Source organism: Shewanella canadensis (genome assembly GCF_003966225.1).
Taxonomy (GTDB): domain Bacteria; phylum Pseudomonadota; class Gammaproteobacteria; order Enterobacterales; family Shewanellaceae; genus Shewanella; species Shewanella canadensis.
The window spans coordinates 40,811-54,995 of record NZ_RXNU01000018.1 but is presented as its reverse complement, the minus strand read 5'-3'; the positions used below and the strand labels follow the sequence as shown (position 1 = coordinate 54,995).

Annotated in this window: 11 protein-coding genes; 9 read left to right on the top strand and 2 right to left on the bottom strand. The window is 47.3% G+C overall.

Translation table 11 applies throughout. From position 1 onward, the window contains the following. Positions 1-168: 168 nt before the first annotated feature. Positions 169-2,316 (bottom strand): fatty acid oxidation complex subunit alpha FadJ, encoded by a 2,148-nt coding sequence (gene fadJ / locus EKG38_RS22080; protein WP_126523151.1) that lies wholly within the window; start codon positions 2,314-2,316, stop codon positions 169-171. Positions 2,317-2,321: 5 nt separating this feature from the next. Further along, a complete protein-coding gene (gene fadI, locus EKG38_RS22075; RefSeq protein WP_012141975.1) occupies positions 2,322-3,632 on the bottom strand; it encodes an acetyl-CoA C-acyltransferase FadI in 1,311 nt (436 codons plus the stop codon). Positions 3,633-4,077: 445 nt separating this feature from the next. Here fadI and EKG38_RS22070 point away from each other — a divergent pair, with 445 nt between their 5' ends. The 9 genes from EKG38_RS22070 (at position 4,078) to putP (ending at position 14,115) form a co-directional block, all read left to right on the top strand. Continuing rightward, on the top strand, positions 4,078-5,034 hold the full coding sequence (locus tag EKG38_RS22070) for an AAA family ATPase (RefSeq protein ID WP_126523150.1): 957 nt from the start codon (positions 4,078-4,080) through the stop codon (positions 5,032-5,034). After that, a complete protein-coding gene (locus EKG38_RS22065) occupies positions 5,035-5,964 on the top strand; it encodes a DUF58 domain-containing protein (RefSeq protein ID WP_126523149.1) in 930 nt (309 codons plus the stop codon). Then, positions 5,964-6,479 (top strand): DUF4381 domain-containing protein, encoded by a 516-nt coding sequence (locus EKG38_RS22060; protein WP_126523148.1) that lies wholly within the window; start codon positions 5,964-5,966, stop codon positions 6,477-6,479. The genes EKG38_RS22065 and EKG38_RS22060 overlap by 1 nt, the downstream gene beginning before the upstream one ends. Beyond that, positions 6,473-7,465, top strand: a complete 993-nt coding sequence (locus EKG38_RS22055; RefSeq protein ID WP_126523147.1) for a vWA domain-containing protein — start codon at positions 6,473-6,475, stop codon at positions 7,463-7,465. The genes EKG38_RS22060 and EKG38_RS22055 overlap by 7 nt, the downstream gene beginning before the upstream one ends. A 2-nt stretch (positions 7,466-7,467) precedes the next feature. Further along, the gene (locus tag EKG38_RS22050) at positions 7,468-9,396 is read left to right on the top strand and encodes a vWA domain-containing protein (RefSeq protein WP_126523146.1); all 1,929 of its coding nucleotides are present in this window, start codon (positions 7,468-7,470) and stop codon (positions 9,394-9,396) included. A gap of 82 nt (positions 9,397-9,478) precedes the next feature. Further along, the gene (locus EKG38_RS22045) at positions 9,479-11,113 is read left to right on the top strand and encodes a BatD family protein (RefSeq protein WP_126523145.1); all 1,635 of its coding nucleotides are present in this window, start codon (positions 9,479-9,481) and stop codon (positions 11,111-11,113) included. A 106-nt stretch (positions 11,114-11,219) separates the two neighbouring features. Beyond that, positions 11,220-11,783 (top strand): sigma-70 family RNA polymerase sigma factor, encoded by a 564-nt coding sequence (locus EKG38_RS22040; protein ID WP_126523144.1) that lies wholly within the window; start codon positions 11,220-11,222, stop codon positions 11,781-11,783. Next, entirely contained in the window at positions 11,776-12,480 is a 705-nt protein-coding gene (locus EKG38_RS22035) for a DUF3379 domain-containing protein (RefSeq protein WP_126523143.1), read from the top strand. Before EKG38_RS22040 ends, EKG38_RS22035 begins: the two co-directional genes overlap by 8 nt. Positions 12,481-12,663: 183 nt before the next feature. Next, on the top strand, positions 12,664-14,115 hold the full coding sequence (gene putP, locus EKG38_RS22030; RefSeq protein ID WP_126523142.1) for a sodium/proline symporter PutP: 1,452 nt from the start codon (positions 12,664-12,666) through the stop codon (positions 14,113-14,115). Positions 14,116-14,185: the final 70 nt, after the last annotated feature.

The window sequence follows — 14,185 nt, the reverse complement described above, 5'->3', positions numbered from 1 at the left end:
CCATTATCTAGAAAGGACCAGTCACAGGGATAGTATGCGAACCGCATTGTACAGAATCGTCAAATGAATGCGAACAAAAAACAGGCAGAGCATCTCCTTCCGGACAAAAAAATGCGGCATTATGTTGCCGCATTGTTGATGAGAGCGCTATCTATTCGAGCCTATCCTTTACTCGAAAAAGGACAGTCCTTTTTCAGCCATCTCCTTTAAACGATCGCAAGGTGTAAACCTATCGCCATATTTAGCTTGATAGGTTTCTAATACTGCCACCAGCTCAGCGGCTCCCATCGAATCGATATAATGGAACGGGCCTCCAAGAAACGGCGGGAAACCGATACCGAAGATGGCACCAATATCACCATCACGTGGCGAGGCGATAATCCCCTCTTCCAGACAACGAACCGCTTCATTAAGCATCTGCACGACACAACGCTGAGCAACATCTTGAGAGTCGTTATTGCTATCCGTTGATGAAGGCGTTAAACCAAGCACGGCATAGACAGACTCATCGACCAGCTTCGCCTTCTTCTTAAATCTCTGTTTAGCCTTGCTGCCATAAAGATAAAAACCTTTACCATTCTTACGACCTTTTCGGTCGTCTGCGAGCAGCTTATCGAAGGCGGCAGGAGCTTTAAAGCGTTCGCCGAGCTCTGACTCTAAGATGGGAGAAATTTTAGCCCCGACATCGATTCCAACTTCGTCGAGTAGCGTCATAGGCCCGACAGGGAAACCAAATTTAACCAGCGCCTTATCTAAGTGTTCAACACTCTGCCCTTCCAGCAGCAGTTGAGCAGCTTCATTCATATACAGGGCCAAGATACGGTTGACATAGAAACCAGCCCCATCTTGAACCACGATAGGCGTTTTCCCCTGCTTGCGGGCAAAGGCGACGGTTGTGGCTATCGTTTCGGCAGAGGTCTTCTCATGGGCGATGACCTCTACCAAAGGCATCTTCTCTACCGGAGAAAAATAGTGTAAGCCGATCACATTTTCAGGACGGCTGGCGGCCTCGGCTATCTGCGAAATAGGCAGTGATGAGGTGTTAGAGGCAAAAATGGTATTCTCACCACATTCACGTTCAACATCTTTAACCATCTGATGCTTTAATTTCAAATCTTCAAATACGGCTTCAACGACGATATCGGCATCTTTAATGCCTTTATATTCTGTCGTTGTCGTCATCAAAGACATTAAGTTATCTCTTACTGCAGGTGTCATATGGCGGCGCTTAACGCCTTTATCTAATAGCTTATAAGCATAAGAAAGCGCATTACTCAGCCCCTGTTCACTAATATCCTTTACCCGGGCTGGGATTTTCGCTTTGGTCGTCGTCACAGACGCGATACCGCCGCCCATAAGGCCGCCACCTAGCACCATAGCCTTATGCACTTCCCGTGGCTCAACATCACCGGCGCCAGTCTCTTTCTTCATCTCTGTGGTGCCAAAGAAGATGCTTCGCAGCGCTTCAGATTCTTTAGAGACGACCAGATCGGCAAAGTGGTTAGCCTCAACCTCCAAACCTTTGGTCAGCCCTCTGGCCATGCCTTGACGTACACAATCGATAATTTTTGCCGGGGCCGGATAGTTACCGTGAGTTTTCTTCTCAACTTGCTTACTGGCTTGGTCGAAGATAATGTTGCGACCGGGCGGGGTCCCCTCAAGCAGGCGAGTCACTAATGACTTTTTCACTTTTTTAGGGGCACGCTTCCCCTTCAGAGCCATCTCTACCGCTGTCTCAAGCAAAATAGACTCGGGAACAACATCGTCAACTAAGCCCATTTTAAGCGCTTGCTTGGGACGCAGTTGCTTACCCGTTAACATCATATCCAGAGCGGTGGTGATCCCCAGTAATCGTGGTAATCTCTGCGTTCCTCCACCACCGGGTAACAGTCCGAGTTGTACCTCAGGCACGCCCATCATGGTCTTACTGTTTAAGCTACATACCCGTTGGTGACACGCTAATGCCAATTCGAGTCCACCTCCGAGACACGCGCCATTGATGGCGGCAATGACCGGGATTTTCAAAGACTCCAGTTCATTAAATACCAGATGTCCCTGTTGAGATAACAGCTTCGCATCGGCAGCCGTTTTACAGGCATCCAGCATAGAGATATCGGCGCCGGCGACGAAAGAGTCTCTCTTTCCCGAAATAAGTATCAACCCTTTGATACTGTTATCGGCTTTTATCTCGGCTAATACTTGGTTAATTTCAGGGCCAAACTCGGCCCGCAAGGTGTTCATTGTCTCGCCGGGCACATCCATTGTCAGTATGGCGATACCATCTTCACGACGCGCTAAATTAAAGGTCTTTTCCATGACTATTACTCCACTTCAACTATCATTGCTGCGCCTAAACCGCCTGCTGCACAGGCCGTCGTTAGTCCAGTACCACCACCGCGGCGTTTAAGCTCACGACACACCTGGGTGATTAATCGGGTTCCTGTTGCCGCGAATGGATGTCCATAAGCGAGTGAGCCGCCCAGCACATTAAACTTGCTCATATCGATTTCACCAATCGCGCGATTACGACCTAACTTTTCGGCAGCAAATTTCTTCGAGCCAAACATCTGCATATTAGCCAGTGTTTGGGCAGCAAAGGCTTCATGCATTTCGATCAGAGTCAGATCCTCAAGTTCCATTCCGGCGCGCTTGAGTGCCAATGGCGTCGCATAAGATGGACCCATTAACATATCTTCCCAGACATCGATGGCGCTAAATGCGTAGCTTTTAATGTAACCGATAGGATCGTAACCTAATGCCTTAGCGCGGCTTTCACTCATCAATAATACTGCCGATGCACCATCGGTAAGTGGCGTACTCGTCGCCGCGGTCACAGTGCCGTGCTTACGGTCGAACGCGGGTCTCAATTTGGCGTAAGATTCTATCGTTGAATTTTCACGAATATTGTTATCGCGATCGATAAAGCTTTTATAAGGGGGAACATGTGCCGCCATCACCTCATCAGTCAGGTGACCGGCATTCCATGTCTCAGTGGCCAACGAGTGTGAGCGATGAGCCAACGCATCTTGGTCGGCGCGGCTGATGTTGTAGGTTTTTGCCATCTGCTCTGCGGTTTGTCCCATAGAGAGACCCGTGGAAAATTCGGCAACTGCCGGGGGCACGGGTAACAGATCTTTTAAGCCTAAACGGCGGATAATAGCCAGCTTTTGACCAAATGAGCGGGCTTTATTGAGATCGATCAAGGCATGAGCCAATTTCTTTGAAACGCCAATAGGGACAACTGAAGATGAATCGGCACCACCGGCAATACCAATTTCGATATTCCCCGTCATAATAGATTCTGCAACATTCACCGTCGATTGAAAACTGGTGGCACAGGCTCGGGTAACACTATAGGCGTCAGTCGCGACATCCATCCCGGTACCAAGTACAATCTCACGAGCAATATTAGGGGCGGCAGGCATCAGCACCACTTGACCATAAACTAATTGTTCAATCTGTTTTGGGTCCAGTTCAGAACGAGATAGCATTTCATTAACGACCATCTTGCCCATATCTAACGCCGATACACCATGAAATGCCGTAGCTTGTTTTGCAAAGGGGGTTCTTAATCCCGTTACAATGGCAATACGATCGCCTCTAGCATTCGTTACCTGTTGTCTATCACTCATTTGTCACCCTCTTATTATACGTCCCGCTTACTTTAGCGAGAGGCGATATTATTTCCTTACCGCATTGCTTATGTAGACACCTACTATTAATCAGTCCGACTGTACCTCTAATAACAGGTCTGACCATCAAAGTGTGATCTGATTCTAACTTCTTATAGTCAAGTTTTAAACAGTTGTTTGGTTTTTAGTCAAAATAAATCGGGAAAACCCTTTGTGAACAATGTTTCATGAAGAAAATTTTGATTTTATTATTGATAACTATGCATATTACCAGTCACAAATTAGCTATAACATTCAATAGAGAGCAGGATTAAGCATAATGAAAGGGCAATATTCTCACCAAAGATGAGAATTGGCACTAGCCAAACCCTATTGGAATTTTTTACCATATCTATGGTCTATACCCAAACGACCCTAAACTAACCCAAATTAACCGAGTAGCATCATGCCTTTGAGTCGATTTCACGCGTTACGCGAATACCTGAATAAGGTCATTTTAGGACAACCCGTCCTGACCGAAAACCTGCTAATAGCCTTGATTGCAGATGGACATCTGCTCGTAGAGGGACCACCAGGTCTAGCTAAAACTCGTGCAGTCAAAGCCCTGTGTGACGGTGTCGAAGGGGATTTTCACCGTATTCAATTTACTCCCGACCTATTGCCAGCCGATCTCACCGGTACCGATATCTATCGCGCACAAACTGGAACATTTGAATTTGAAGCGGGCCCGATTTTTCATAACCTGATCCTGGCGGATGAGATCAACCGAGCACCGGCAAAAGTACAATCGGCGCTGCTGGAAGCCATGGGCGAAGGCCAAGTTACCGTTGGCAAGAACAGTTATCCATTACCTGAGATGTTTCTCGTTATGGCAACCCAGAACCCATTAGAGAATGAGGGAACCTACCCCTTACCGGAAGCACAACTCGACAGATTCTTAATGCACTTAAATCTGGATTACCCTAGTGCTGAAACCGAGTTCGAAATCATGCGGATGTCACGCAAAGAAGCATTGAAACAAGCAGCACCTTCTGTCGAACCCATTATTCAAAAAGATATATTCGAAGCCCGCGAAGAGTCACTCGAGATCTACCTTGCTGAGCCTCTGGAAAAATATATCGTCGATATCGTGATGGCAACTCGTCAACCCGAACGATACAGCGATGACCTGGCAAAATGGCTCGAATATGGCGTGAGCCCGCGAGCAACATTGTCACTGGAACGTTGTGCCCGAGCACGCGCTTGGCTCAATGAGCGAGACTTTGTCTCACCCGAAGACATTCAGGCAGTGGCGCCTAACGTATTAAGACACAGATTACTGCTGAGCTATCAAGCCCAAGCCGAAGGCGTGAGTCGCGATCAGGTCATTAGTCATATCCTTTCTCAAGTAGCGGTACCATAAATGGCAGAAAAAGCGTTGCCTCTTTTTGCCGATGGGGTAAATCTCACTCAAAAAGAACTTTTAGCGTGCCAGAACCTAGCCAGAGCACTTCCCGAGAAGCGCTCCAAGGCGCGTGCAAGTCTCTCCGGTGACAGAGCTAGCCTGATAAAAGGTCGCGGAATGGAGTTTGCCGAGGTGCGTCACTATCAAGCCGGTGATGATGTCCGTACCATCGACTGGCGAGTGACCGCCAGAACGGGGAAGGCGCACACTAAGTTATTTGTAGAGGAGAGAGAGCGGCCGATTTTAATCCTGCTCGATCTCAGTCACAGCCTCTATTTTGGCTCAAGCTTACTGCTCCAGTCCGTTCAGGCGGCGCATTTAGCCACCACCTTAGGTTGGAGTGCCATTTTTCACGGTGACAGATTAGGTGCATTAATAGCGACAGAGCAAGAGCATCTTGAGTTAAAACCAAGAAGTCGTCAGCAAGGGATCTTACAGCTGATCTCTGGCATAGAATCCCTGCATAAAAAACAACTCAGTCAGATATCTGAGCACCAAAGTGAACCCGAACATATATTCAAGGCCTGTCAGCGGTTAAGGCGGATAGCGAAACCCGGCTCTCTGATCTGGATAATCAGTGATGGCAGTAATTTTAATGATGCTTGCCTCGCGCCATTATCGGATCTTAAACGTCATTGCGATATGGGGGCATTCTTAATCACAGACCCCCTCAGACAAGGTACACTGGCATTGCCAAAGCAATTCCAATTACCGGTCAAGGAAGGCAATAAAGAGCTAACACTCAATCGCGGCGGCTATGATGCCTGGCTAAAGAAACAACTCGATTCTCAACAGCAATTTACACAAATGATGCAAAAGCTGAATGTTCAAACCCGAGTCATAGAGGCGGGAGAGACACTAAATAATCAAATAGGGGCATTAAGGTGATGGAAGCAACAACAAACCCAGCCTTAGCGTCTCTGAAAGATATTCAGACACCTGAAGTCATCGCCTCATGGCCTATCGCTTATGGCTATTGGGTCACACTGGGTCTGATAATAATGGCGATTACTGTCATTTTCTATCTAGCCAAACGCCGACGTTTATACGCTGCACCCAAGCGTATCGTGATAGCTGAGCTCAAAGAGCTGGATCCAAACCATCGAGAGCTATCTTCACACGTTAATACCTTGATTAAACGGGCTGCTATGAGCTACCTCCCCCGTGAACAAGTTGCAGGACTCGAGGGAGAGACTTGGCATCGCTGGATGAATACTCAAGTTAAACAGCCTGATCCACAACTGCAGGTATTACTCGATAAACGTTATCAAAGAGAAGGTTTAGCCAGTGGAGAGGGCCCGGTTCTGAAGACCTTAGCTCACCAATGGCTTAAAGAAGCGTTACCCATCAAGATGAATCCGGTAAATAGCCCCCAAACAAATACCGAGGAGCACAAATGCTGACTCTCGCATGGGCATGGCTTTTACTACTTCTGCCACTACCGCTTATTTTTCGTAAAAAACAGCAAGAGGTGGAGGTCAGCGGACACCTGCATCTGCCGGGTATTGCTCAAAATGGCACCCAGCAGATAGAGCAACAAGCCAGATCACGTAAAATGCATTGGCTTATTTGGGTATTGCTAGTCATCGCCGTCGCCCGTCCTTTATGGATGGGGGAACCAATAGAGCTTCCAAGTAAAGGGCGCGATTTGATGATGGCGGTCGATCTCTCCGGCAGTATGCAAATTGAAGACATGGTGCTCGATGGAAAAACGGTCGATCGTTTCACTATGATCCAAGCCGTTGTCAGCGACTTTATTGAACGTCGTAAGGGTGACAAATTAGGCTTAATTCTTTTTGCCGATCACGCCTATCTGCAAGCGCCTCTCACTCAAGACCGGCGCTCCGTGGCCCAATTTTTAAAAGAGGCACAAATAGGGCTGGTCGGTAAACAGACCGCCATAGGTGAGGCTATCGCCTTAGCCGTAAAGCGATTCGATAGGGTCGATGAGAGTAACCGCATATTAGTATTACTGACCGATGGTTCAAACAACTCTGGCTCCATCTCGCCGGAACAGGCGGCGGCCATCGCAGCCAAGAGAGGGGTCAAAATATACTCCATCGGTGTCGGCGCTGAAGTGATGGAGAGACGCACCCTATTTGGCAAGGAGCGAGTCAATCCCTCGATGGATCTCGACGAAACCCAGCTCACCGCACTGGCACAAACCACCGGCGGTCTTTATTTTCGAGCCCGAAATGCACAAGAGCTGGAGTCGATATATCAAGAGATAGATAAGCTTGAACCTATCAGTCGGGATCAACTCAGTTACCGACCTCAATCGGAGCTTTTTTACCTCCCACTTGCTACGGCTCTACTTATCAGTTTTTTGATGGCCTTATCGCAACTCTCACTCTTTAAACGACTCAGCATCAGATGGGGTAAACGCTAAACATGTTACATTTCTTACGCCCGGAATGGTTCCTTGCCCTGCTTCCACTCGTGATAATCATGTGGCTTTTATGGCGAACCGAACAGGAAAACTCGACCTGGAATCGATATATATCTCCGCATTTGGCGGCATTACTGGTAACAAAAACAAAAGATGTTAAGCGTCCCTCACTCTCGTATCTGGCGGTTAGCTGGTTGATCGCGGTTTTTGCCCTTTCCGGACCCGCCTTTACTCAACAATCACTCCCTGTGTTTGAAGCCACTCAGGGGCGAGTGATCGTCATGGATATGTCACTGTCGATGTACGCGACGGATCAAGCGCCTAACCGACTGTCTCAAGCTAAGTTTAAGGCAACCGATCTTATCGGTGAGCTAACCGAGGGTGAAACCGGACTCCTCGCTTATGCGGGCGATGCCTACACCATCAGTCCGCTAACCCGTGACAGATCAACCTTGCTCAATCTCTTACCGACCCTCTCGCCGGATATTATGCCGTCGAGGGGCTCAAACCTCGTCGCTGCATTAGAGCAAAGCAAAAATCTGCTGGCTCAAGGTGGCCACATTGGCGGTGATATTCTACTGCTATCGGACGGTATACCTCCACGGCAGCTCAATGAAGCCAAGAAAGTCCTTAAAGGCACCCAATATCGACTCGGGATCTTAGCGTTTGGAAGCGAGCAAGGCTCTCCTATCCGGTTACCCGATGGCCAGTTACTTCGGGATAATGCTAATCAGGTGGTTGTCGCGAAAACAAACTATCTGCAGCTCAATGAACTCGCTCAAGAGACCGATGGCATACTGATCCCCTTTCGTACCGATGGTCAAGATCTACAGCAACTGCTTACCTGGCTTTCCACCACTGGCGAGACGAAAGCAACAGAGCTCGATGGTGAGATCTGGCAAGATGCCGGCCCCTTCATTGCGCTATTACTGCTTATTCCTGTTCTGCTAAGTTTCAGGCACGGATTAGTTGGCGTCGCACTCGTCTGCATTATCTATCAACCAACCCCAGCCATGGCATCAAGCTGGGACGATGTATGGCAAACTAAGAATCAACAGGGTATGGAGGCCTATCAGGCTCAGGAATATCAAGGTGCGTCAGAGAAGTTCAGTGACCCTCAATGGCAAGCCAGTGCGCGCTACAAGGCGGGCGATTATGATGAAGCCTTAGCCCTATTTGAACAAGATGAGAGTGCAACAGGCCTTTATAATCAAGGAAATAGCTTGATGCAACAGGGTAAATATGACGAAGCCATCAAACGATACGAGCGTGCCCTCAAAAAAAATCCTGAGCTTAAAGATGCACATGAGAACTTAGAGTTAGCTAAAAAGTTAGAAGAACAGAAGCAGAAGTCATCGGAACAGGATGAAGACTCCGGTCAGGGAGATCCCTCTGACAAAGATGAGAACTCAGACAAAGAGAAAGAGTCGAAACAGGAGAAAGGTTCTGATAAGGGGGATGGCTCTGAGCAGGAGAACGAATCCGGGCAAGATGAAAACTCAGAGCAAAGTAACGACGCTAATCAAGACGAGCAATCGGCTCAAGAGAAACAAGCTTCAGACCCCGCTTCGCAGGAAAAGAGTAATGAATCTGAAATGCAGGCCGATCCCGACAAGAAAGAGGCTGAAAAGCCCGAAGGTGAAGATGCTCAGCAATCATCTGACTCGGTAGAACAAAACGGTGAAAGTGCCGAAAAGGAACAATCTAAAGCTGCCCAAGCTGAAATGAACGAAGAAGCCCAAGAACCATCTACCGGTAAAACAACGGCAGCTCAACAGGCGCAAACTCAGGATGAACTTCCACCTGAGATGGAGCGTGCATTAAGAGCGTTAGCCGACGACCCCCAAGTTTTGCTTCGCAATAAAATGCAGCTTGAATATCAGAAACGTCGCAGACAAGGCATGGCTTCGCAGGAACAAGAACAATGGTAAAGATCTTCAACCAGCCATGTTTTGTAAAATTGGCAAATCAAAACGACTTTAAGCAAAATTATTCTTTAAAGGATCTCGAATCGTGTTAATACGACAACTCTTTATTGCGGCACTATTAACGCTGTCGTTCTCATTCCCAAGCTTTGCCATCAGCAAAATTGAAACCTCTGTGGATAGAAATCCTGCCGTAGAGGGGGAATATCTGGTTCTAACGATAAATGCCGATGACGACATCAGCACAGGAAAGCTCGATACCTCTGCACTACTCCATGATTTTATCGTGGGCAGAACCAGTGTGAGCCGCAGTACACAGATCGTCAATTTTGATACTCAGAGACTCACTCGCTGGCAAGTACTATTGGCCCCAAAGCGTTCCGGCAACATTCTCATTCCGCCCTTCACTATCGATGGGGTGAGCTCTGCGCCGATTAGTTTAACCGTAGTGCCCGTCGGCAGCCAAACACAACAGATGCAAAGCCTCTTTATTCGTACCAGTTTATCGACCGAGGAAGCCTATGTCGGCCAACTGATCACCTACAAGGTTAAGCTCTTTCTGGCGGTTGACCTTCAGCGCGGAGTACTGAGCGCACCGGCGATAGATGGCGCACAGATTAAGCAACTTGGCGAAGATACCGATACCACTGAAATCGTCAATGGACGGCGCTACAGAGTCATAGAGAGAACCTATGGCATTATCGCCGACCTGCCTGGTGAGTTAACCATTGAGGGAGCAAATTTCTCAGGTGACGTTGTCGTTCAATCATCGAGACGAGGCGGTATGTTTTCTTTCAATGAAAGTAAACCGATGCAAGCCAAAGCCACTAAATCAATCATCTTGATCAACCCGATCCCAATTGAATTTAATGGTAACTGGTTAGTCTCAGATCTTGTCGCATTAAACGAAGACTGGACACAAGAAGACAGCTACGAGCTCGGCTCTCCAATCACGCGTACCATTTCGCTTTTAGCGGTGAATACCGACGAAACAAGTCTGCCAGAACTCGATATAAAGGTACCAAGCGAACTTAAAACCTATCCGGAAAAGGCTCAAAGACAGTCTTTTGTTCGTGATAAAAAAATAGTCTCTCAACTGACACAGACCTTAGCAATAGTTCCGACGAAAGCCGGTAGTTACACACTGCCAGAGATTAGTGTGCCATGGTGGAACCCGCATACGAAAAAACAAGAGGTCGCTAAACTTCCTGCGAGGACCATCCTTATCACGGGAAGTGCTAATGTCGAAAATGAGTTACCGAGCCTCTCTGCCGAAACCCGTGGTTCGACAACCTCAGGTATATGGCCCTGGTTAACACTGTTTTTTGCGCTACTTTGGTTAGTAACACTCATACTTTGGCGCCGGGCCCTTTCCCACAATTCTCGTGCTGGTAATGAGCGTGTACAAGTTGCAGCAGTGCAACCTAAGCAATCGAGTAGCTATGAACGTATCAAACAGGCCTGTGAAGAGGAGAAAGCGGGTAAAGTACTCTCCGCTCTTCAAGCCTATTTTACCGAGCAATATGCCCAAACCATGACCTTAAATGAGATATCTCACTTATCCCCTGCGCTTCATACCGTGATTGCAGAGCTGCAAGCCAGCGCATTTAGCCGGGAAAACCCTAAAATAGATTATCGAACTGTCTTAGCCTCGGTAAAGTTGGCCCCCGCGGTATCGGCTAAACAGGAAAAATCGGCTTTGGTCGAACTCAATCCCCGATAATTTTTCTTTATCCAAGCATGGCAAGACGTTAACTAGTTATTAACTTCTTGCCATTCATCTCCAGCACGTTAAGCTAACGAGTATTGTTGGATCACAGATTTAAGAAATGTTTAGTCGCTCGCGAAATAAAAAGTCTAGTTCCACGGTCAATTCAGACATGCTTAGTAAACAAAGACGATACGATAGCCTTGTCAGGGCACTTCACGCCGACATATTCCGTTACGCCTACTGGCTTTGCGGCGATAAACATGTCGCTGAAGATATCACTCAAGAAACCTTCCTAAGGGCCTGGCGCTCGCTTGAATCTTTAAAAGATGATAAAGCGGCTAAAGCTTGGTTAATTACTATTCTGAGAAGAGAAAATGCACGTCGATTTGAGCGTAAACAGTTCAACTACTCAGATGTAGAGCAGGAGCACCTTGAAGATGTATTTTCCAGCAGTTCTGAAGATCAAGCTGAACAACACCTAATTCGTCGACAGATCGCCAAGTTAGAACTCGAGTATCGCGAACCTTTACTGCTGCAAGTTATTGGTGGTTTTAGTGGCGAGGAGATCGCAGGTATTTTAGACCTTAATCGAAATACCGTAATGACCAGACTCTTTCGCGCAAGAAATCAACTTAAAGATGTTATCGAACAACCCAAAGCAAGAGGTCAATCCAATGGATGAGCTTAAATTTAGACGACAGGCCTATGGAGAGCCAAACTGTCAAGATGAGGATTTTCTCACAGCGATGCACGATTCCCCGGAGCGTGAGTCCTTTCTCAATGACCTGAAAAAGCTCGATAGTAAACTTGAGCGGGCTTTAAAGGTCGATGTGCCTGAAGACCTGGCAGCAAAGTTACTATTAAATCAACAACTTCACCAGCATCAGGTTCAACGTCGTAAATCTGGTTTTACGCTTGCACTCGTCGCCTCTGTCGCATTTATTGCCGGGATCAGTTTCACTCTCTTAAGAATGGGTCCGGTTGATTTGGGCGAACATGCCCTTGCCCATGTCTATCATGAAGCGATGGCCCTTAAGGTAGATGATAATGTTGGCTTCGATGAAGTTAACTTCCAACTGGCTTCGATGGGGACGTTAGGTAACGCAAAATTCACCAAGCAGCCAGGTAAAGTTTATTACAGCACTGATTGTGATTTCCAGGGTGTGAAAAGCTTACATCTGGTGATGCAAGGCGAACATGGAAAAGTCACCCTGTTTATTGTTCCGCTGGAAGACCGCATGGTTTTAGATGAAGCATTTGCAGACAATAAATATATCGGCAAAGGCTTTGCCACCGATAAGGCCTATATGTTACTGGTTGGTGAAGATACCGCAGACCTGGGCTACGTAAAGGAAGAGATTAAGCAAACCTTCATTTAACTTACTACCCGTCGACATAAATATGTGATCATTTTCTTGTGCCGATTTGTTTTACACTCTGTGGCGATACCTGTCGCCGCAGAGTCAAACATCAGTCACACTCTCGAACAATATTGAGCTTCTTATCAAACATCTGCTAGCATAGACCCTCACAATTTTAGAAAAACCAAGAATGGCACAAGCATGAGCATTGAATTACCGATTTTAATTACTTTCATCGGCTACCTCACCCTAATGATGGGAATAGGACTCTGGGCCTATAAAGCAACCGACTCTGTAGACGACTACATCCTTGGTGGCAGAGGCATGGGGCCGGCAGTGACAGCCCTGAGTGTTGGCGCCTCTGACATGTCAGGCTGGTTGCTGCTAGGATTACCCGGTGCCGTTTATCTTGGTGGACTGGGTGAGGCCTGGATTGGCATAGGTTTGGTATTTGGAGCATGGTTAAACTGGCTCTTTGTCGCTAAACGCCTGCGAATTTATACAGAATTCACCGATAATGCCCTCACACTCCCTGACTTTTTCGAAAAGCGCTTCGAAGATAAAAAGGGGCTGTTAAAATTCGTATCGGCGGTGACTATCTTAGTCTTCTTCACCTTTTATGCCTCGTCAGGCATGGTTGGCGGCGCTATCTTGTTCGAGAAAGTATTCGGTTTAGATTACACTCTGGCCTTAGTGGTAGGTTCGACTATCATTGTTGCTTACACCTTTGTCGGTGGCTTCTTTGCCGTAAGTTGGACAGATTTTTTTCAAGGCTGTTTGATGTTAGTCGCACTACTTATCGTGCCGGTGGCTATCTTTAGTCAGCCTGAGACACACAATGGTATCGACACATTAGATCCTGCCATGCTCTCATTATTTCATGAAAACACGACTGTAATAGGTCTGGTGTCATTATTGGCCTGGGGACTTGGTTATTTCGGCCAGCCACATATTCTATCTCGTTTTATGGCTATCGGCAGTGCTGATGATATTCCGGTATCTCGTCGTATCGCGATGAGTTGGATGGTGGTAGCGCTGATAGGAGCCTTGGCAACGGGACTCGCCGGAACCCTGTATTTTGCCAATGAGCCATTAGCCAATCCTGAAACGGTATTTATTCACCTGGCCCACGCCGCTTTTAACCCTTGGATTGGTGGTCTGCTTATTGCGGCTATTCTTTCGGCCATCATGAGCACCATCGACTCACAACTTCTGGTCTGTTCCAGCGTTATCACAGAAGACTTTTATAAGAAATGGTTACGACCCGAGGCGACAAGCAAAGAGTTGATGCTAGTCGGCCGTATAGGCGTATTAGCCATTGCTGTTATCGCAGGTATTGTTGCCCTTAACCCTGAAAGTAGTGTACTTGGACTTGTCAGCTATGCCTGGGCCGGCTTTGGTGCCGCATTTGGTCCCGTAGTCTTATTATCCCTCTTCTGGAAAGCATATAGCCGTGACGGCGCCGTCGCAACGATTGTCGTTGGCGCATTAACCGTTGTCATTTGGAAGCAGTTATCCGGCGGAATTTTCGATCTGTATGAGATCTTACCTGGATTCGTTTTTGCGACACTTTCCGGTGTTATTGTTAGTAAATTATCGACACCATCTGAAGCGGTCAGAGAACAGTTTAGAGTATTTACTTCAAAACTATAAACAGTAAAAATAGGGGTTTCAGAGCGATGAAAACATAAATAGCGTACACGTGTACGCTATTTATTTGCCT